This is a genomic window from Streptomyces sp. NPDC052079 (assembly GCF_040680275.1).
In the GTDB taxonomy this organism is placed as follows: Bacteria; Actinomycetota; Actinomycetes; order Streptomycetales; family Streptomycetaceae; genus Streptomyces.
In genome coordinates this window covers 1-19612 of record NZ_JBFAWL010000041.1, presented here as the reverse complement: position 1 = coordinate 19612, position 19612 = coordinate 1, and the positions used below count along the sequence as shown (strand labels likewise).

The 19612-nt window shown below is 70.6% G+C and carries 21 protein-coding genes and 1 pseudogene; 13 read left to right on the top strand and 9 right to left on the bottom strand.

Annotated elements, in window-relative coordinates:
* Positions 1 to 369: pseudogene (locus AB0L56_RS31025) on the top strand (hypothetical protein); the annotation flags it as partial.
* A 247-nt stretch (positions 370 to 616) separates the two neighbouring features.
* Positions 617 to 1969 (top strand): DNA cytosine methyltransferase, encoded by a 1353-nt coding sequence (locus AB0L56_RS31020; protein ID WP_365429345.1) that lies wholly within the window; start codon positions 617 to 619, stop codon positions 1967 to 1969.
* Here AB0L56_RS31020 and AB0L56_RS31015 read toward each other — a convergent pair.
* Positions 1960 to 2637, bottom strand: a complete 678-nt coding sequence (locus AB0L56_RS31015; RefSeq protein ID WP_365429342.1) for an ATP-binding protein — start codon at positions 2635 to 2637, stop codon at positions 1960 to 1962. The genes AB0L56_RS31020 and AB0L56_RS31015 overlap by 10 nt on opposite strands.
* A 247-nt stretch (positions 2638 to 2884) precedes the next feature.
* Between AB0L56_RS31015 and AB0L56_RS31010 the strand changes: the two genes are divergently transcribed.
* The 7 genes from AB0L56_RS31010 (at position 2885) to AB0L56_RS30980 (ending at position 7774) form a co-directional block, all read left to right on the top strand.
* Positions 2885 to 3733 carry a helix-turn-helix transcriptional regulator gene (locus AB0L56_RS31010; RefSeq protein ID WP_365429339.1) on the top strand — a complete coding sequence of 283 codons (849 nt, stop codon included), beginning with the start codon at positions 2885 to 2887 and terminating at the stop codon, positions 3731 to 3733.
* Positions 3730 to 3924: a DUF397 domain-containing protein gene (locus AB0L56_RS31005; protein ID WP_365429336.1), complete on the top strand. Its 195-nt coding sequence runs from the start codon at positions 3730 to 3732 to the stop codon at positions 3922 to 3924. Before AB0L56_RS31010 ends, AB0L56_RS31005 begins: the two co-directional genes overlap by 4 nt.
* 236 nt (positions 3925 to 4160) lie before the next feature.
* Positions 4161 to 4427 (top strand): hypothetical protein, encoded by a 267-nt coding sequence (locus AB0L56_RS31000; protein ID WP_365429333.1) that lies wholly within the window; start codon positions 4161 to 4163, stop codon positions 4425 to 4427.
* 2 nt (positions 4428 to 4429) lie between these two features.
* A complete protein-coding gene (locus AB0L56_RS30995) occupies positions 4430 to 4630 on the top strand; it encodes a DUF397 domain-containing protein (RefSeq protein WP_365429330.1) in 201 nt (66 codons plus the stop codon).
* A gap of 80 nt (positions 4631 to 4710) precedes the next feature.
* Positions 4711 to 5814: a hypothetical protein gene (locus AB0L56_RS30990; protein ID WP_365429327.1), complete on the top strand. Its 1104-nt coding sequence runs from the start codon at positions 4711 to 4713 to the stop codon at positions 5812 to 5814.
* 170 nt (positions 5815 to 5984) lie between these two features.
* Entirely contained in the window at positions 5985 to 6473 is a 489-nt protein-coding gene (locus AB0L56_RS30985) for a MarR family transcriptional regulator (protein ID WP_365429324.1), read from the top strand.
* A complete protein-coding gene (locus tag AB0L56_RS30980; protein WP_365429321.1) occupies positions 6470 to 7774 on the top strand; it encodes an MFS transporter in 1305 nt (434 codons plus the stop codon). The genes AB0L56_RS30985 and AB0L56_RS30980 overlap by 4 nt, the downstream gene beginning before the upstream one ends.
* Positions 7775 to 7878: 104 nt before the next feature.
* Here AB0L56_RS30980 and AB0L56_RS30975 read toward each other — a convergent pair whose 3' ends face one another.
* Positions 7879 to 9093, bottom strand: a complete 1215-nt coding sequence (locus AB0L56_RS30975; protein ID WP_365429318.1) for an MFS transporter — start codon at positions 9091 to 9093, stop codon at positions 7879 to 7881.
* Between the two features lie 54 nt (positions 9094 to 9147).
* Here AB0L56_RS30975 and AB0L56_RS30970 point away from each other — a divergent pair, with 54 nt between their 5' ends.
* On the top strand, positions 9148 to 9906 hold the full coding sequence (locus AB0L56_RS30970; protein ID WP_365429315.1) for a helix-turn-helix transcriptional regulator: 759 nt from the start codon (positions 9148 to 9150) through the stop codon (positions 9904 to 9906).
* Between the two features lie 93 nt (positions 9907 to 9999).
* Entirely contained in the window at positions 10000 to 10296 is a 297-nt protein-coding gene (locus AB0L56_RS30965) for a DUF6247 family protein (protein WP_365429312.1), read from the top strand.
* 344 nt (positions 10297 to 10640) lie between these two features.
* On the opposite strand, the gene AB0L56_RS30960 is transcribed toward AB0L56_RS30965, so the two are convergent.
* The 3 genes from AB0L56_RS30960 to AB0L56_RS30950 form a co-directional block, all read right to left on the bottom strand.
* Positions 10641 to 11183, bottom strand: a complete 543-nt coding sequence (locus tag AB0L56_RS30960; protein ID WP_365429309.1) for a GNAT family protein — start codon at positions 11181 to 11183, stop codon at positions 10641 to 10643.
* Between the two features lie 86 nt (positions 11184 to 11269).
* Positions 11270 to 12415: a DUF6596 domain-containing protein gene (locus tag AB0L56_RS30955; RefSeq protein ID WP_365429351.1), complete on the bottom strand. Its 1146-nt coding sequence runs from the start codon at positions 12413 to 12415 to the stop codon at positions 11270 to 11272.
* Between the two features lie 8 nt (positions 12416 to 12423).
* Positions 12424 to 12831, bottom strand: coding sequence for a YciI family protein (locus AB0L56_RS30950; protein WP_361030568.1), 408 nt, complete (start codon positions 12829 to 12831; stop codon positions 12424 to 12426).
* Positions 12832 to 13049: 218 nt separating this feature from the next.
* On the opposite strand from AB0L56_RS30950, the gene AB0L56_RS30945 reads away from it, so the two are divergent.
* Positions 13050 to 13352 carry a hypothetical protein gene (locus tag AB0L56_RS30945; protein WP_361030571.1) on the top strand — a complete coding sequence of 101 codons (303 nt, stop codon included), beginning with the start codon at positions 13050 to 13052 and terminating at the stop codon, positions 13350 to 13352.
* Between the two features lie 143 nt (positions 13353 to 13495).
* Here the strand turns inward: AB0L56_RS30945 and AB0L56_RS30940 are convergent, their stop codons facing one another.
* The 4 genes from AB0L56_RS30940 to AB0L56_RS30925 form a co-directional block, all read right to left on the bottom strand.
* Positions 13496 to 13981 (bottom strand): DUF2267 domain-containing protein, encoded by a 486-nt coding sequence (locus AB0L56_RS30940; RefSeq protein WP_365429305.1) that lies wholly within the window; start codon positions 13979 to 13981, stop codon positions 13496 to 13498.
* Positions 13982 to 14087: 106 nt separating this feature from the next.
* Positions 14088 to 14516, bottom strand: a complete 429-nt coding sequence (locus AB0L56_RS30935; protein WP_365429302.1) for an Hsp20/alpha crystallin family protein — start codon at positions 14514 to 14516, stop codon at positions 14088 to 14090.
* 88 nt (positions 14517 to 14604) lie between these two features.
* A complete protein-coding gene (locus tag AB0L56_RS30930; protein ID WP_365429299.1) occupies positions 14605 to 16065 on the bottom strand; it encodes an MFS transporter in 1461 nt (486 codons plus the stop codon).
* Between the two features lie 494 nt (positions 16066 to 16559).
* A complete protein-coding gene (locus tag AB0L56_RS30925) occupies positions 16560 to 17942 on the bottom strand; it encodes a DUF445 domain-containing protein (protein WP_365429296.1) in 1383 nt (460 codons plus the stop codon).
* A gap of 211 nt (positions 17943 to 18153) precedes the next feature.
* On the opposite strand from AB0L56_RS30925, the gene AB0L56_RS30920 reads away from it, so the two are divergent.
* The gene (locus AB0L56_RS30920) at positions 18154 to 19521 is read left to right on the top strand and encodes an SGNH/GDSL hydrolase family protein (RefSeq protein ID WP_365429293.1); all 1368 of its coding nucleotides are present in this window, start codon (positions 18154 to 18156) and stop codon (positions 19519 to 19521) included.
* Positions 19522 to 19612: the final 91 nt, after the last annotated feature.

Sequence of the window (19612 nt, the reverse complement as noted above, 5' to 3'; positions counted from 1 at the left end):
ACGGACGGCACCTGGCTCGCCACCACCAGCAACGACGAGACGGTGCGGATCTGGGACCGCGCCTCCGGGACATGCACCGCCACCCTCACCGGCCACACCCACTGGGTGTGGTCGGTGGCGATCGCACCGGACGGCACCTGGCTCGCCACCACCAGCGACGACGAGACGGTGCGGATCTGGGGTGTGACAAACCAGCAGCTCGTGTCCCTTATGCGGACCGAGGGACCGCTGACGTCATGCGCGTGGGCATCTGCAGCAGAGCTGGCGGTGGGAGGGGCGCGCGGCCTGTATCTGTTCGCATTTCAGCCCTGCCCATGCGGACGATGCTGCTGGCCACGAACAGCGGTGGCGCGTCAGCGCCGACGCTGAGGGGCGGGAACATGGGCGTCCCTGAGCGGGAATCCAACCCGACGGGAGCCACGTTCCGGCTGGTCAACGCCTTCCGTTGGTAGCCCACCTCGCCGCCCAGCGATCGGCCTCGTCCCTGGGCCACCGACCCGCGACCAGCCGAACGAAGCGTTCTTCGATCTCATCAAGAGTTGGCTCGCCGCGGGCATCCAGGCCCTGACCGAACGGGCAGGGCAAACGTTGCCTGATGCGGCACTAGGATCCATCCATGCGTACGCTCCGTCCGGTTGCTCCGAAACCCATCACCGTCGTTGACCTCTTCAGCGGCTGCGGTGGTTTCACGCAGGGCTTCCACGAGTTCCGCCCCTCGCATGACAACGACGTCGGACCTGTGTTCCACAGCGTCGCCGCGGTGGAACACAACACCGCCGCAGCAGCCACGTACGCGGTCAACTTCGGCGAACTCCGCCTTGGCGAGCAACTCCCGCCGGCTCAAGTGCACGTCGGGGACATCGAGGAGTGGAAGCCCACCCATGACGCCCTCGGCGCGGACGTTGTCGTCGGAGGCCCACCGTGCCAGGGTTTCTCGGCCTTGAACCGCGCGAAGAAGGGCAGCGAACGCAATCGTCTGTGGGAGGACTACGTACGCATCGTCGCCGAGGTGCGTCCCAAGGTCTTCGTCATCGAGAACGTCGATCGCTTCGTTCGGTCCGACGAGTTCCGCAGTCTGCTCCGGGAGGTCGAGCCGGAGGGTCGTCTGGCCGACTACCGTCTCGTGGATCCTCCGGGCCATCAGCCGACGGACGATGCAGAGACGAAGGCCAAGCGGTATCTACTGAATTCGGCCGATTACGGGGCGCGTCAGGCACGGCGCCGAGCCATCGTCATCGGTGTCCGTAAGAACGCGGACACCGGACGGGAAATGTCATACCCGAGACGGACCCACTTCCGGCGACCGAAGCATCCGGTGGGGGACGCCGCCACGTCCCTGCTGGACGGCGTGGAACCCTCGGTCACCTACTGGAACGCAGTGGACGGTGTCTTCGCCGAGTCAGCCCGTCGCGAGCTGCGCGGCACGGAGCTGCCCGACAGCAAGAAGTTCGTTCCGGAGATCAATGCCATGGTGCCGGGGATCTTCACGACGGAGAACCTGCACTTCCGTCGCAACCCCGAGCTGCTGTCCCAGGCCCGGTACCGCGCCATTCCGGCAGGAGGCAACCGCAAGGACCTCCGGGGCAAGTACTTCGTGCTGGACGGCTCCGGGGACATCCACATTCTCACGGAGGAAGAGGCCGCCTCTCACGAGTCCTCCGTGTACCTGTCCACGAAGAGTTGGGACGGTCACAACTCGGGCACCGGCGACGTCATGGGACGCCTTCGCCGGGGTGAGCCCTCGGTCACCATCCGGACGGAGTTCTACAAGCCGGAAAAAGGGCGCTATCTGCACCCCGAGGAGCATCGCCCGATCACTCACTACGAGGCGGCGCGAATTCAGGGATTCCCCGTCGACTTCCGCTGGTGCGGGACGAAGACCGAAATCGCCACGCAGATCGGGAACGCAGTGCCGATTCCTCTCGGAAAAGCGATAGCGTCCGCCATTTACGACTTCCTTCAAGGCTGACGGGCGGCCTTCGCCCCCAGGTTCAGGGCGCTCCAGGCCGCCCCGACCTCCACCGGCGACGCTGCTTCCAGGCGGCTCTGCGCGCAGTCCAGCACACGTTCCACATCGCAACCACGGGCGCGGAGCCGGTGGAGAAGGTCCGTGACGATGTCGATCACGGACTCCTCCTCGACCTGCCGGCCCACCCTGCCGGCCTCGCGGTCGTACGAGCACGAGGCCGGCTTCAAGGTCGCGTAGACATCCAGCAAGGCCTCGGCGCGTTCCACCGCCGGATGCCCGTCCGGGGCAGCCGGTGCCGACCAGCCCTCCACGACGAACTCACACCACGTCACCTTGTGATCGTCGTACAGCTGCACGCCCCAGCGGTCGGCCAGCGCGTCCACGAGCGCCATCCCCCGCCCACCCTCCGCGTCGACCTCGGCGTCCACAAGGGTGGGCAGCGCCCGTGTGTCAGGGTCGTGCACCTCGACGCGCAGCCGCGCCCCGTGCTCGGACAGTACGAGCGAGCCGGGAGTGCCGGTGCCGATGTGCGTGACGATGTTGGAGACGAGCTCACTGACGCACAGCTGTGCTGTATCGACCAGATCATCGTGACTCCATGCCATCAGGCGGAGCCGCACAACCCGGCGAAGGCGGGCGACTTCCTCGGGGTGAGCGGTGAAGGCCACGTCCCACGACCTTCGCGTCACTCGGTGTCCGTTGATCACGGCGTCTTCTCCCATCACGTGCGTTCCTGGCCTGTTCCCGGAGCGTGACCCTCGACTACTCTCCGTCGCTCCAGGGCTACACAATGACCTGATCGCATCCCGTCGTGCAATGTGCACGACGGGATTCCCACTTCCGTGTGATTGGCAGGCGGACCTCTTGGCACGAGACTGAACTCTCGCTACACACCGCAGGGTTGAAGGGGACGACATGGCCGGTTCACCGACGGCACGCCGACGGCGTCTGTCGATCGAGCTGAAGAAGCTCCGGGAGCAGAGCGCGTTGACCTGCGCCCAGGTCGGCCAAGCGCTGGACTGGAGCGGCTCCAAGGTCAATCGCATGGAAACGGGTAGCGGCAGAGTCCAACCGTCGGACATCGACGCACTCTGCCGGTTCTACGGGACGACCGACGAACTGCGCGAGTTCTTGAAGTCACTGGCTCGGGAGGCGAAGACGCGCGGTTGGTGGCAGGTGCACGGCGCCGGCGTGCCGGAGTGGTTCAACATCTACATCGGCTTGGAGCAGGACGCCTCCACCCTCCGCCAGTACCAGTGCGAGTTGCTGCCCGGACTCATGCAGACCGAGGCGTACGCCCGGGAACTGCACACGATCGGGGCGCACATGTCCGCCGAGGACATTGACCGCGCGGTGCGTGTACGACTCGAGCGTCAGGAGATGCTGACCCGCCCGGACCCTCCGGAAGCCTGGTTCATCGTCAACGAGGGTGCGGTGCGCAACGTCATCGGCGATCGGGAGTTGATGCGAGAGCAGCTCGAACGGCTCCTCGAGTCGGCCGCCCTGCCGAACGTGACCCTCCAGGTCCTTGCTTTCGATTCCGGCACCTACCCGGCTGTCGGTTCCTTCACCATGCTGGGCTTCCCCGCTCCGGAGGATCCGGATCTGGTCTACCGCGATGGCATCACGGACGCCGTCTACCTGGAGGGCGAGCACCATGTGCGCGAGTACACCCGAGCCTTCGACGGCTTGCGCGCGGCGGCCCTGAGCCCTCAGCGCTCCGCCCAGCTCATCAAATCGGTCGTGAAGGAGTACGCGAAGTGAGCACCACAACACCGACAGGCCGCGCTCCCCACTGGTTCAGGTCGTCCTACAGCAATGGCGCCGGGGGCGAGTGCGTGGAGTGCGCCCACGTCCCAAGCGGCACGCTGATACGTGACTCGAAGCGGGTGGACGGCCCCGTGGTTGAGGTCGCGGCAACTCCATGGCGTGTGTTCGTACAGTCCCTGGCGTAGGTCGCTCCGACCTCGCAATCGCCGACGCCAGCTCGGCAACCTGACGACGCCGTCGCCCTGGGCCACCAGGCCCCTCGACTCCGCCCGCGTAGTCGGCTCCGTCCTGGGCCGGGCCGGTGGCCTCACCTCGTTCCTGACCCGTCGCTATCCCGGCAGGCCGCCGTCGAGGGCCTGCGCGAACGGCTCAACGCCGTGAACGCCGCCCACCCGGCCCTGCCCGCCACCCCGTCCGAAGTGTGAAGGAGAACGACGATGACCACACCGCCCCCAGCCCAGCCCGCGCTGAACATCCGCAAGCCCTCACCGCAGTGAACGAGTACGAGTCCTTCGAGGAGATGCTGAACGCCGAGGACACAACCGCCATCGGCGAAGCAGGCACGACCCGCGACCAGCTGCTGGCCGTCTGCCGCGACATCTACCCGCCCGAAAAGGAAGCCCTCGGCGTCTTCGCCATCAACCTCGAGTCGTCGGCAGAGCTCATCCAGCGTTTGAGCGAGGAGTGACGGTGATAGCGGCCTCCAGTTCTCAGTGGTTCAAGTCCTCCTACAGCGGCGGCAGCGGCACGGAGTGCGTGGAGTGCGCGATCAGCCAGGACCGCGCCCGTGTACGGGACTCGAAGGACGGGGGAACCGTTGTGATCACGGTGGGGCACCCGGCCTGGGGTGTCTTCCTGCGAGCCCTCAAAACCGATCAGCTGGCTCACTGACCCGAGGGTTACCCCGCTCAACGGTCGGAGGGACCCGGTGAGCGGGGAAGGCCAGTGACCGCTCCCGCAGGAAGGGGCCCGTGTTCGTCTTCGTGTGTGCCGGGTGCGGTGCCGAGTTGACCGTGCCCCTGTCCCAGGTCGCCCTTCCGCCCCATGCACGGCAGAAGTACGGGAACGGGGCTCAGCTTCCGGTGCTCATGGAGGCGGGGACGTTCGCCGTGGATCCGGCCCCGTGGGGAGGTCCGTGGCGGTTGTGGGACGAGGTCGATCCGGACGAGGCGGAGGCGCGTGGCATCTACGCGCCGGTCCACGGCCTGTCCGACAGCACGGCCGGGGCGTACGTCATCGCGCCCGGTGATGTCCGTGGAACCCGGCTGATCCTCGAGAAGCGCGACGGTGCCTGTTGTGGCCTCGACGGGGCGGACGGGCCCAATCTGGCGTGCGAGGCGTGCGGGCTGCCCGTGGCCACCAGGGTGGATGACTGCTCGCTCTGGCAAGCGGTGCGGCTGGGTTCGGATGCCGTGCGTCGCCTGCTCGTTGAGGGTTCCCACACTGCCCCGCCGTCCTGGGCGGAGTTGGTGGAGAAGGGCGAGAGGACGCCCCCGTTCGAGCCGATCGCCACGTGGGGAGGGCGGGCCGGGACGAGTCACTACTGGTCGTGGAGCCCCCGGTGGGAGGCGGCGGCCGGACAGGCGCTCGCCCACTTGCTGGTGGCCTCGGAAGGGCGGCCGGTGACGGTGCCCGACGGTCTGACCTCGGACGTGTTCCAGCGCGCGCTCGACGCCCTGCTGCCTGCGGGCCCGTCGGCGCGGCACGCCGCTCTGGCCGGACCGGGACGGCCCGTCCCCGACACCGGCGTCGACATCCTCCTCGTACCCGTCCATCCCCGGACGGGACGGATGTGGGCAACGGGCGGCCCGGCAGCGGCCGCGTACCCGGTGCCCCTGCCGCTGGGCGTATGGCTGTGGCTGGTCTCTCCGCAGCCGCCGTTGCCCGTTCCCGCGTCCGGTGGCCTGCCCCAGGATGTTCTCCGCGACGACCCGCTTCCGCCGCGCCCGAACTACCTGTTCCGGCCCGACTGGGGCACGTTCCAGCACACGTTGGTCCGGCTGCCAGGCGTTCGGAGTCCGTGGATGCGCACGGTCCGGGAGGCGCTCACGCAGGACTGGCCGGCCGCGCTCTAGTCATCCGGCGACCGAACGGCGTAGGCCTGGGCCCGCGGCCCCGGCTTACGGCCAAGCGGCTCGCCCGCCAAACTCTCGCGCCCGGCGCGGATGTTGCAGGTCAGCCGTACAACCGCAGGCTCTGGTTCGATCACGAGCCTGAATTATCGCAGCGCTGTTATATTAGCGCTGTGACACATTCGGATCCCACCGCGCTGCCCGATCCCTGGCATGCCCTGCACGAGCTTCTGGCGGCCATGGACGCCGAGATCGAGCAGGTCTACGTCGAGCGTGGCATCGAGGGGGTGCGGCCTCGGTTCGCCTATCCGCTGATCCGGCTTGCCCACACCGGGCCGCTGACCATTCGCGAGCTTGCGCAGTCGCTGGGCCGCTCGCACTCCGCGATCAGCCAGACCGTCGCCGCCATGCGCAAGGAGGGTCTGGTGACCTCCGAGCCGGGGCCCGACGCCCGTACCCGGCGGATCGATCTGACCGAGCGCGGCCGGTCGCTGGTGCCGTTTCTGGAGGCGGAGTGGCGCGCCACGCACGCCACGGTCGCCGAGTTGGACCGCGAGGTGCCGTACGCGATGACAGCCGTGGTGGAGGAGGTGCGGCGGGCGCTGGAACGCCGGTCGATGCGGCAGCGGATCCTCCACCACCTCGTCGAGCCACCGCGATGAGAGGACGTGTACGCGTCCGGTTGCTCGACATCCGCCCGCTGCGCAGCAGTCCGCCGTTTCGCGACCTGTGGATCGGCACCTCGTTCTCCCAAGTCGGTGGACAGATAGCCAACGTGGCGGTGCTGGCGCAGGTCTGGGACCTGACCGGCAGCCCGGTGGGCACCGGTGCCATCGGGCTCGCCACCGGCCTGCCGATGGTGCTGTTCGGGCTGTACGGCGGCACGTTGGCCGACGCCTTCGACCGCCGTGCGGTGGTACGGGCCGCCGCCGCGGGCCAACTGCTGGCCGCCGCAGGGCTGTGTGCCCAGGCCCTGGCGGACAACCGCAACGTGCTGCTGCTGCTCGTCCTGGTAGCCGTGGGGACGAGCTGCAGCGCGCTCGGCGCTCCTGCCCGGCGCACCTTCCCGGTCAGGCTGTTGCCGGGCGACCAGGTCGCGGCCGGTCTTGCGCTGACCAACGTCTCCTTCCAGGCGGCGATGCTGGCCGGGCCCGCGCTGGCCGGGCTGATCATCGCCCGGTGGGGCCTCAGTGCCGCATACGCGGCCCAGGCCGTGGCCACGGCAGTCTCGATGCTCGCGGTGACCCGCCTGCCTGCCATGCGGCCCGAAGGCACCGACGCGGCAGGCGGCAGGCGCCGGCCGGAGCGCGGCGGTTGGCGGATCGTCCTGCGCCGCCCGACGCTGTGGGGCTCGATGTCCACCGACCTGTCCGCCACGCTGCTCGCCATGCCCGTCGCGCTCTTCCCGCTGGTCAATGAGGTCCGCTTCGAGGGAAACCCGGGGACCCTTGGCCTGTTCCTCTCGGCCGTCGCGGTCGGGGGGATCACGGCCGGTCTGCTCTCCGGCACGGTGACGCGATGGCGCCGTGGCGGCCTGGTCCAGCTGTCCGCGGCCGGGGTCTGGGGTCTGGCGCTGGCCTGCTTCGGTCTGGCGGGGCCGTTGTGGCTGGCGCTCGGGTGCCTGGCCGTGGCGGGGGCTGCCGACACCGTGTCCGTCGTCACCCGGAGCGCCTTGGTTCAGTGGGAGACCCCGGACGCGTACCGGGGCCGGGTTTCCTCGGTGGAACACGTCATCGGTGTCGCTGGTCCCGAACTCGGCAACTTCCGTGGCGGATTGGTGGCGTCGGCCACCTCCGCCTCCTTCTCCCTGGTTTTCGGCGGACTGTCCGCCATCCTGGCGATCGCCGCCGTGGCCGCGACCAACGCGCCCCTGCGCGCCTACCGCACGCCGCCTGGTGCCGCGAAGCCGGCCGTCCCTGGGGTCGCGGCCGACACGGCCTCGACCGCTGGTCAGGGTTCCTGATGCGTCTCCGGCCTAAGTCGGTCGCCGCGCGCGAGGAGTTGGGTCTTGCCACCACCATCCCGGCCGACGAGGCCGAGGTCTGGGCGGGCTGACATCCGGGACGATCACCGAGGGTCCGGGCGCACTGCCCGTTCCGGCGGGGCGTCACCCGGTCGAGCCGGTTCCGTAGGCCGGAGCTTGTGGATGTCCGTGGGCTCCGGCAGGGCGAGGAAGAGCAGCCAGCTCAGGGCGGGCATGGCGATCAGGGGTGTCAGGGCCGTGTGCAGGGACGTGGCGTCGGCGAGGCGGCCCAGCAGGGGGCTGACCAGGCCGCCGACGCTGACGGTGAGGCCCAGGGTGACGCCGCCGGCGGTGCCGACGCGGGAGGGCAGGTAGTCCTGGGCGAGGGTGACTTGCAGGGAGAAGGGGACGTACAGGCCGACGGAGGTGAGCGCCACGAAGAGGAACATGGCCGGGCCCGGTGCGTGGATCACTCCGGCGACGGCGATGACCGAGAGCAGGTAGGACCAGCGGGAGACGCGGACGCGGTCGTAGCGGTCGGCCAGGGAGCCGCCCAGGACCGAGCCGACGGCGCCGCCCAGGAACAGCAGGAACAGGGCGACGGTCCCCGCGGTGGTGCTGCCGTGCATGCGCTGCTGGGCGTAGAGGGAGATGAACGCGCTCAGGCCGGTGAAGACGATGGAGCGGAAGATCACGGCCAGGGACAGCTTCACGAACGCGGGCACGTCGTCGGCGACCGGGGCCGGGGTCTTTCCGGGGGTGTTGGCCCGCTGCCGGCCGAGGATCCGGAGCACCGGCACGCACAGGGCGACTCCGGCGAGGGCGGGCAGGGCCAGGACGGGGGTCCAGCGCAGCGAGCCCTGTCCGACCGCGAGCGACACCAGGATCGGGGCGAGGGCGAAGCCGACGTTGCCGCCGAGGGAGAACCAGCTCATCGCGCGGTGGCTGCCCCGGCCGGCCAGCCGGGCCACGCGGGCGGACTCGGGGTGGTAAGCGGCTACCCCGATCCCCGAGATCGCGACGAAGGCCAGGGTGAGTCCGTAGGAGCCGGTCAGGCCGCTCAGGGCGATGCCCACGCCGCTCAGCAGGGTGCTGACCGGCAGCAGCCACGGCATCGCCCACCGGTCGGTGAGCACGCCGAACACCGGCTGGGCCACCGACGACAGCAGCGACGCGGCCAGCACGATGCCGGAGGCGACGGCGTAGGTGTAGTCGCGTTCGGCCACGAAGAACGGGATCAGCGCCGCGACGGCGCCCTGGTAGACGTCCACGCAGGCGTGGCCCACGGCCAGCAGGAGGATCGGTGTGTTCCTTCGCACCCGGTCCATGCTGGCGGCGCGACCGGTGTCCCGCTTTCGGTAGATTGCCAAGTGATGCAGGAAATCCGCCATACGCCGGTCGCGCCGACGCGGACTCAGCGTCTAGCGTCCGGCGGTGAGATCGACGCCCACCGTCATGACGACCACCAGATCGTCTACGCGGGCCGGGGGACCATCGCCGTCACCACCGGCGCCGGTTCCTGGGTCGCGCCCGCCACCCGCGCGATCTGGATTCCGGCGGGCACCGTCCACCGCCACACCGCCCACGGTGAACTCGACCTTCATCTGGTCGGCCTGCCCGCCGCGGTGAACCCGCTCGGTCTCGACGAGCCGGCCGTCCTCGCCGTCAGCCCTCTCCTGCGCGAGCTCATCGTGGCCTACACGCGCAGCCCCGAGGGCGACGGCCCGGCCCGGCTGCGGCTGCGCGCCGTGCTGCTCGACCAGCTCAAGGCCTCCCCCGAGCAGCCGCTGCACCTGCCGGCCCCGACGAGCCCCGTGCTCCGGGACCTGTACGACGTCCTGCGCGCCGACCCGGCGGACAACCGCTCCCTGGAGGAACTCGGCCGGGAGATCGGCGCGAGCGCCCGTACGCTCTCCCGCCGCCTGCGCGACGACCTCGGTCTCACCTACCCGCAGTGGCGCACCCAGATACGGCTGCACCACGCGCTGGTCCTGCTGGCCGACGGCGTCTCCGTCACCGCGGTCGCCCACCGGTGCGGCTGGTCGTCCGCCAGCACCTTCATCGACGTCTTCCGCCGCACCTTCGGGCACACGCCGGGCTCGACTCTGCCGAGAGGGGACCTCGGGGCATGAGACGTCCGGGCCTCTGTTGTCAACGACAGCTGCACAGCATGCGGACATGTAGGACACTCTGCGTAGGACAGAAGGATCTAGGAGTGCGAGACCGTGAGCGCAGATTACGCAGAGACGCCGATCACCGCATCGCTGCCGTTGAGGACCATTGGCGACATCAGGGCTGCTCTTCGGTCCGGTCAGGGTTTTCCGGGCGACCAGGAAGCCTTTGAGGCGGATCTGCAGCGTGCGCTGGAGGCCTCGTCCGAGACCGATCTCAACGCTGTCGCGGCAGTGATCGTCGACTACCGAGGCCGGATTCGCCTCTACCAGGACCCCGACTTCGAGATCGCCATACAGGAAGGCCTCGACCTGTCCGCACAGATGAAGCAGGAGGGTCCGCGCGCGTGAGCGGTGTCATCGCGGCCGTTACCGTACGGGCTGCTCAGCGGGCGAAGGAGTTGGGAGCCGAACAGGCGCTGGACGCCCTGCGGCAGGAGCTCGAACAAGCCCCGCGCCTCGGGGTGCGTCTCGGGCCTCCGCGTCGGGATGGCGCAGAGGTGCGCAAGACGAGAATCGAAGCCCGGGACAACATGCCCGGGTTGGCCGTGGCGTATGTGTACACCCCGTCGCCACCGCCTCCGACGGTGGCAATTGTCGCCCTGACGCCGGATGACGGAGCACGCGGGGAGTAGACGGCTGGGGCGCACCTCGTGTAGGCAACGGCGTGTCGGACACGGGCCCGGCGGCCCTGTCTAGGCCGCCTCGCCCTGCTTCCATTCCTCGGCCAGGAGGCCCAGCAGTACCTCGTCGAGGAACTCGCCCAGCACCCACGCCGAGGAGCGCAGCACGCCCTCGCGGACGAAGCCGTTGCGCTCGGCGGCGCGGAGCATCGCGGCGTTGTCGGAGAGGGTTTCGATCTGCAGCCGGTGCAGGCCCCGTACGACGAAGCCGTAGTGGCACAGCACCGCGACCACGTCGCTGCCGTAGCCCTTGCCGCGGGCGGCGGGGAGCAGCCCGAGGCCGATGTGGGCGCCCCGGCTGTGGGTGTCGATGCCCCACAGCGTGGCGGCGCCGACCAGGGTGCCGCCCTCCAACTCGACCACGGAGAACGGGACACGGTCCTCTGCCGTGTCGTCCACCACGAGCCGCGGGTCCGGGTGACCCGGCGTGATCGGCCGCCACGGCCGGCTGTCGACCCGGGAGCCGTTCACCACGTCGTCGTAGAGTTCGGCCCGCAGGACCGGGATGTCGTCCTCGTGCCGGGCCCTCAGCCCGACCTTGCTTCCCCTCAGCATCCGGTCTTCCTATCCGGCGGGGCCGACTGGGGACAAGTGAATATGCCACCCCGTAGGCGACCAGTGCGCCGGCGCGTGCTCCGCCGTCAGCCGCGCAGACGCGTGTTCAGGCGGGCGGCCCGGCGGGTCAGGTGGTCGCGTTCGGCGAGGTCGGGGGCCTTGTGGGCCGCCTCGGCATAGAGCCGGGCCGCCGTCGCCAGGTCGCCGTCGCGTTCGTGGAGGTAGGCGGCCGCCGCGGTGTGGCGGGGCAGGGAGTCGTCCAGTTCCGCGAGCGCGGCCAGGCCGGCGCGCGGCCCGTCGGCCTCGCCCACGGCCACCGCGCGGTTGAGCCGGACGACCGGGCTGTCGGTCAGGCGCGCGAGTTCGTCGTACCACTCGACGATCTGGACCCAGTCGGTCTCCTCGGCGGTGGGCGCGTCGGCGTGCAGGGCCGCTACGGCGGCCTGGGCCTGGTACTCGCCCAGGCGGTCGCGGGCGAGGGCCGACTGGAGGATGGCGACGCCCTCGGCGATCAGGCGCGTGTCCCACCGGCTCCGGTCCTGTTCGGCGAGCGGTACGAGACTGCCGTCGGGGGCGGTCCTGGCTGCGCGCCGGGCGTGGTGGAGCAGCATGAGGGCGAGCAGCCCCGCCACCTCGGGGTGGTCGATGGCGGCGGCGAGCTGCCGGGTGAGCCGGATGGCCTCGGCGGCGAGGTCGACGTCGCCGGAGTAGCCCTCGTTGAAGACCAGGTACAGGACGCGCAGGACGGTGGCGACGTCGCCGGGCCGGTCGAAGCGGACGCCGGAGACGGTGCGTTTGGCGCGGCTGATGCGCTGCGCCATCGTCGCCTCGGGGACCAGGTAGGCGCGGGCGATCTGGCGGGTGGTCAGCCCTCCTACGGCGCGCAGGGTCAGGGCGACCGCGGACGACGGCGTCAGCGAGGGGTGGGCGCACAGGAAGTAGAGCTGGAGGGTGTCGTCAACGCCGGGCGCGGGGCCGGGCGCCGGCTCCTCCTCGATACGGTCCTCGCGGCGGCGGCGGGCGGTGTCCGCGCGGGTCGCGTCGAGGAATTTGCGCCAGGCCGTGGTGATCAGCCAGCCCTTGGGGTCCCGCGGCATGCCGGCGGGCCAGACGCGGATCGCCTCCACCAGCGCGTCCTGTACGGCGTCCTCCGCCGCCGCGAAGTCGGCTCCGCGGCGGCGGAGGACGGCGAGGACGCCCGGGGTGAGGCCGCGGAGCAGGGCCTCGTCCATCGCGGGCGTCACTCCGTGATGGTGGGCGACACGCCGTAGAACGGGCGCAGCTCCAGCCACTCGTGGAGGGGCTTCCCGCCCGCCCCGGGGGCCGCCGACAGTTCCCCGGCCAGCTCGACGGCGCGTTCGTAGGTGTCGACGTCGATCACCATCCAGCCGGCGATGAGGTCCTTGGTCTCGGCGAAGGGGCCGTCGGTGACCGGCGGGCGGCCCTCGCCGTCGTACCGGACCCACGTGCCCTCGGGGGCGAGCGCCTGGCCGTCGACGTACTCGCCCGTCTTCTCCAGCCGGGCCGCGAAGTCGTTCATGTACTGGACATGCGCCGAGATCTCCTCCGGCGTCCACTGGTCCATGGGCACGTCGTTCACCGGGGCCGGGGCGCCGCGGTAGTGCTTCAGCAGCAGGTACTTGGCCATCGTCTGTCTCCTCGGTGCGGTACGGCCATTGTGGCCGCGTTCACCCCGGGGACGGAGCCGGACGCGGGTTCTCGACATCGCCGCCGGATCTGGCTTGGTGCTGCCTTTGGGTGCTCGCGGGTGCGGTGGGCCGGTGCGGTGGGGGCCCGGCGGGGGGTTAGCCTCGGAAGACCGTGAGAGACCGCCCTTCCGGGCGTCGTGGCAGAAGGCAGGCAGGCATGGCGAAGGTTCCCAGTTCGGTGCTGGCCGCGGGTGGACTCGTCGGCGGGTACGGCGTGGCCCGCTGGACCCGGAAGCGGCAGCTGGGCGGCGTCGTCCTCGCCGCCGCCGGGGCCGCTGCCGCGCAGCAGTGGCGGGAACGGGCCGGCGGGAAGGCGGCGGGGGCGCTGACGGTGGCGTACGTCGCCGCGTTCGCGGGATCGCATCCGCTGGCGAAGAAGGTCGGGGCCTGGCCCGCGGTGTTCGGGGCGGCGGGGGCCGTGGCGCTCGCTTCGTGGGCGGTGGCCGACCGGCGCGGGTGAGCGTGCCGGGGGGTGCGGGTCAGGACGTTGACCATACGGCCGCTCGGCCCCGGGCGGCCCCGCCCTCGCCGCCGCGCGTCCATGCGCCAGGCGGGGTACCTGTCGCGGCGCAGGGCGCGGCGGGCGAGGGTGATACCGGCCGGTTACTCCGCCGGGGCCAGTTCCGCCCGGCCGAAGAGCAGGGCGTAGCCCGGGGGCAGCTGGGCCAGGATGCGGGTCACCAGGTCGTCGCCCACCAGGGCGGGCAGGACGCTCAGGACCGAACTGACGTCCCAGCGTGCCGTGGCCGGGGTCGCGCCCTCGATGCGGCGCGCCACGGAGTCGACGAACTCCGCCGCCGTCAGCCTGCGGGTCGCCGGGATCTGGGACGCCACCACCCGCGCCGCCTCCTCGGGCAGGGCCCGGGCGAGGTCGACGCGTTCGTCGCCTACGACGTGGCCGCCGAGGGCGGACAGGACGATCCGGGTGACGCTCTCGGCCTCCCTCCTCGTCGCGTACTGGCCCGACTCCCGCACGGCGTCGACGAGTTCACGCCAGCCGTCGTCGCGGGCCGCGTGGTCGCGGCGCGGGGCGGGGATCACCGCTTCCGGGCTCGTGAGGGCGGGGCTGTGCGGGGTCAGGATGGTCATGCTGTACGGCTCCTCTCCATCTCCAGGGCCTTGGTCGCCCACCGGCGCTGGACGGGCGGGCGCGTCCCGCGGCCGGGCCACGGGACGCGTTGCGGGGGTGCTGCGGTCAGCCGGCGAGCTCCTTGCGCCGGTCGCCGCCGCTGATCTCGATGCGGCGCGGCTTGGCCTGCTCGGCGACCGGGATGCGCACGGTCAGGACACCGGCGTCGTACGACGCGTCGATGCGGTCCGTGTCCAGCGTGTCCCCGAGAAACAGCTGGCGGGTGAAGGTGCCGGTGGGACGTTCGGCGACCACTGTTTCCGCGCCCTCGGGGGCCGGGGAACGGCGCTTGGCGCGCACGCTGAGGACGTTGCGTTCGACGTCCAGCTCGATGGTCTCCGGGTTGATGCCGGGAAGGTCGAAGTGGACGAAGAAGTCGTCTCCCGACCGGTAGGCGTCCATCGGCATCGCCGCGGTACGGGCGGCGTCCGTGGAGCCGAAGACCTGCTGCGCGAGCCGGTCGAACTCACGGAACGGGTCGGTACGCATGAGCATCACAGACCACTCCTTTCTACGGTGCCATCTGTGCGATGCCCTGGCTCTTCTTATATAACCCGAAGGAGGAAACCTGACAACCTCCGGCTCAAGTTGTCGCCGCCGCCGACAGCGGCGTCGCGACGTCCTCCAGGGAGCGGCGTTCCGCCTTCACCGCCAGGAGCGCGGCCACCATGCCCGCCGCGCACATCAGGCCCGCGCCGATCTGAAACGCCAGGACCGTGTCGGCGACCTTGCCGCTGCTGGTGAGCTCGGCGAACAGCAGGGGGCCGCTGATGCCTCCGGCGGCGGTGCCGATGGCGTAGAAGAAGGCGATGGACATCGCGCGGGTCTCCATGGGGAACACCTCGGAGACCGTCAGATACGCGCTGCTCGCGCCCGCCGAGGCGAAGAAGAGCACCGCACACCAGCACGCCGTCATCGTGGCGGCGTCCAGCGAGCCGCGGTCGAACAGCCAGGCGGTGCCGAAGAGGAGCAGGCCGGAGGCCAGATAGGTGCCGGAGATCATCACGCGGCGGCCGACGGTGTCGAACAGCTTGCCCAGCAGCAGCGGGCCCATGAAGTTGCCCAGTGCGATGACGGCGAAGTAGTAGCCGGTGTTGCCCGAGGGGACGTCGAAGAACGTGGTCAGGATGGCGCCGAAGCCGAAGGTGATCGCGTTGTAGAGGAACGCCTGGCCGATGAAGAGGGAGAAGCCGAGGACCGAGCGCTTGCGGTACTTGGCGAAGACCGTGCGGGCGATCTCCGTGAACGTGGTCCGCCTGCGCTGATGGATGGTCAGCCCGCCCTCCGCGCGGGGCAACGGCTCCTTCCGCTCGGCCTCGACACGTTGTTCGATGCCGCCGACGATGCGTTCCGCCTCCTCCTCACGGCCGTGGATCAGCAGCCAGCGCGGGCTCTCGGGCACATGACGGCGTACCAGGAGGATGGCCAGGGCGAGTACGGCGCCGAGCGCGAAGGTCAGCCGCCAGCCGACGTTCGCCGGGAAGATCGACGTGTTGAGGGCGAGGATCGACAACAGGGAGCCGCCGACCGCGCCCAGCCAGAAGCTGCCGTTGATGATGAGGTCGACGCGGCCCCGGTATTTCGCCGGGATCAGCTCGTCGATCGCGGAGTTGATGGCCGCGTACTCGCCGCCGATGCCGAAGCCGGTGAGGAAGCGGAAGAGGAAGAACCACCAGGTGTCGAAGGCGATCGCGGTGAGGGCGGTGGCGCCGAGGTAGACCGCGAGGGTGATCATGAAGAGCTTTTTACGGCCCCAGATGTCGGTCAGCCGGCCCCAGAAGAGGGCGCCCGAGCAGGCGCCGGCGACATAGAGGGCGGCGGCGATGCCGGTGACCTCGCCGGAGGTGATGGGCAGTCCGCTGCCGGGTTCGGACAGCCGGCTGGCGATGGTGCCGACGACCGTGACCTCCAGGCCGTCGAGGATCCACACGGTGCCGAGACCGATGACGATCGACCAGTGCCAGCGGGACCAGGGCAGGCGGTCCAGGCGGGCGGGGATGGTGGTGGTGATGGTGCGGCCGGACTCGACCTGCGCGGTGGTCATGGGCTCCCTCCCTGGTGAAGCGAACGTCCGTCGAGTGCCCCCGGGCGGGCGTTTTCACGCCCGCCCGCCTGTTGGGTTGCGGTGCGCTGGTCTGCCGACGGTGCGTTGTGGTTGTTCGCGCAGTTCCCCGCGCCGGGGGCTGGCCGCCGTGGGTTGCTGCGGGAGCGTGGGGGTTGTTCGCGCAGTTCCCCGCGCCCCTTGGTTGGGCGGGCCGCCGTGCGTTCCTGCGGGAGCATCGTGGTTGTTCGCGCAGTTCCCCGCGCCCCTTGGGGGTGGCAGGCCGCCATGCTTTCCTGCGGGAGCGTTGTGGTTGGTCGCGCAGTTCCCCGCGCCCCTGAGGGGCCTGGCGTCGTGGGTTCCTGCGGGAGCGTTGGGGCTTGGCGCGCAGTTCCCCGCGCCCCTTGGGGCGTTGTGGTGGCCGGTGTTGGTAGCTTCCCCAGGGGCGCGGGGAACTGCGCGATCAGCCACGGCGGGCCTGCACCATGCGTGGCGGGCTACGCGCCCAGGGCCCTCGACACCGTGTAGATCAGGAGACCGGCGAGTGAGCCGACCACCGTGCCGTTGATGCGGATGAACTGGAGGTCGCGGCCGATGTTGGCCTCGATCTTCTTCGTGGTGTGTTCGGCGTCCCATCCCGCCACCGTGTCCGTGATCAGGGACGTGATCTCCTTGCGGTACGTGGTCACCACGTACACCGCGGCGCCCTCCAGCCAGCCGTCGACCTTGCCCTGGATCTTCGGGTCGAGCGACAGGCGCGCGCCGAGGGAGAGCAGCGAGGCCCGCAGGCGCAGCCGCAGCTCGCTGCGCTCGTCCTCCGCCGCCGAGACGATCATGGACCGTACGGCGGTCCACGCGGAGGCGATCAGGTCCTGCACCTCGCCCCGGCCGAGGATGTCGACCTTGAGGCGTTCGACCCGGGCCCGGGTGTCGCTGTCGGACTGGAGGTCGGTGGCGAAGTCGGTGAGGAAGCGGTCGAGGGCGCCGCGCGCGGGGTGGGAGGGCATGTCGCGCATCTCGGTGACGAAGCGCAGCAGTTCCTTGTAGACACGCTCGCCGACCTTGCGGTCCACGAACCTGGGGGTCCAGCCGGGGGCGCCGCCGTGGACGGCGTCCATCACGGTGTCGCTGTGCAGCACCAGCCAGTCGTGCGCGCGGGCGACGATGACGTCGACGGCGCGTTTGTGGCCGCCGTCGGCCACGATTCTCTCCAGCATCTTGCCCATGCCGGGGGCGATCTCCTGGGCGTCGGCGCGACGAGTGATGGCCTCGCCGACCACCGCCTGGACGTCGGAGTCGCGCAGCACGGTCAGCGCGCCGCGCAGGGCGGTCGAGAGCTCGGCGGTGACCCGGTCGGCGTGTTCGGGGACGGCGAGCCAGGCGCCCAGCCGGCTGCCGATGCCGACGGCGCGCAGCCGCTGCCGTACGACGTCCTCGGAGAGGAAGTTCTCGCCGACGAACTCGCCGAGGGAGACGCCGAGCTGGTCCTTCTTGGTGGGGATGATCGCGGTGTGCGGGATGCGCAGGCCAAGGGGGTAGCGGAAGAGGGCGGTGACGGCGAACCAGTCGGCGAGCGCGCCGACCATGCCGGCCTCCGCCGCGGCGGCGACATAGCCCGCCCAGGGACCTGCGCCCTGGTGGGAGCCCCACTTGGCGAGGACGTAGACCAGGGCGACGAACAGCAGCAGACCCGTGGCCGTGAGCTTCATCCGGCGCACTCCGCGCTGCTTCTCCTCGTCCGCGGGGCTGAACGTGTGCATCGCGCGGTTGGTGACGGCGACGGAGCGGGCATGCTGCCCTTCGGCGGCCCGGTCCGCGGTGCCGACCGGTCCCGCCGCTCCCGTCTTTTCCGACGTATGTTCCGTTTCAGCCCGTTCCATCCGCTCCACCCGCTCGGTGATCTCTCACACATTGTCCCTTCCTGACCGACTCCTGGAACGGAACAGGAGTTCCCGGCGTCTGTCCGGAGGGGGATTGTTCCGGGGAATCACCTAAGGGGATCCCTCCCGTCGGTCTTCCCGGCCCATGGCTCATCATGGGTTCATCGGATCGGAGCATCCGGCTCCCGTCTCCCGAGGAGAACAGAACAGCATGACCCGTCGTCGTGACGGGGGCGCGGTGACGCCTCCCGCCAGGCAGCGAGCCCTGCTCGCCGCGATCGTCGCAGCGATCATGGCGGCCTCCGCGGCCGTCTACGTCGGTGTGGCCACCGGCGACGGTACGAAGAACCGCGACACCCTCGCCGGCGGTCGCGGCGCCCGGAACAACCCGGCGGCACCCGCCTCCACCGGCACCTGGGTCGCCTCCTGGGCGACCTCCCCGGTCGGCGGCGAACCCGGCACCGAGCTGACGGGGCTCGCGGGCCACTCCGTACGCAACGTCGTGCACACCAGCGCAGGCGGCACGGGTGCCCGCGTCACGCTGTCCAACCTCTACGGGCAGTCGCCGCTCACCGTCTCCAGCGCCTCGATCGCCGTCTCCGCGGGGCCGGGCACGCCGGCGGCGGCCACGGAGAGCATGCGGCCGCTGGTGTTCGGCGGGAGCCCGTCGGTCGTCGTCCCCGCAGGGGGTGAGGTGATGAGCGACGTCGTGCGCATTCGGGTGCCGCAGGACGGGGACGTGCTCATTACGACTTACTCGCCCACCGAGTCCGGGCCCGTGACCTATCACCCGCACGCACGCCAGATCTCGTACGTCGCCGAGGGCGAGCACACCCGGGACGTGAGCGGGGCGGCGTACACCGGGCGAAGCTCGGTCTGGCGGTATGTGACCGCGCTGGACGTGCTGAGCGACGAGGCGGACGGGACGGTCGTCGTCCTCGGCGACTCGCTGACCGACGGGATCACCTCGACGGCCGGGGCGAACAACCGCTGGCCGGACGTGCTGTCCGACCGGCTGCGGGCGGCGGTCGCGGCCGGGCGGGGCGTGCCGCGGTACAGCGTCGTCAACGAGGGGATCAGCGGGAATCAGGTGCTGATGGATGGGCTGGGGCGGCCGGCCGAGAATCCGAGCGGGCTGCGGCGCTTCGAGCGGGATGTGCTGGGGCGGACGAATGTCAGGGCCGTGGTGATCGTGCTCGGGATCAACGACATTCTGCGGACGCCCGGTGCGGTTCCTCCGTCGCGGGTGCTGGCGGGGCTGGAGACGCTGGTGGCGCGGGCGCATGCGCGGGGGCTGAGGGTGGTCGGGGCGACGCTGATGCCGTTCGGGGGGCATCGGGGGTATACGGAGGCGCGGGAAGCCGTGAGGCAGCGGATCAACGCGGAGATTCGGGCGGGGGGTGTGTTTGACGCGGTCGTCGACTTCGATGCGGCGGTGCGGGATCCGTATGATCCGCGGCGGTTCCGGGCGGTGTATGACTCCGGGGATCATCTGCATCCGAGTGACCGGGGGTATGCGCGGATGGCGGAGGTTTTTGATTTGGGGGCGCTGAGGGGGCGGGCTCCGGCGCGGCTGTAGGGGTGGGGGTTTTTTCGCCCCCGCCGCCCCTTCCCGTCCCGTCCCGTCCCCGGGGGCGCTGCCCCCGGACCCCCGCTCCTCAAACGCCGGA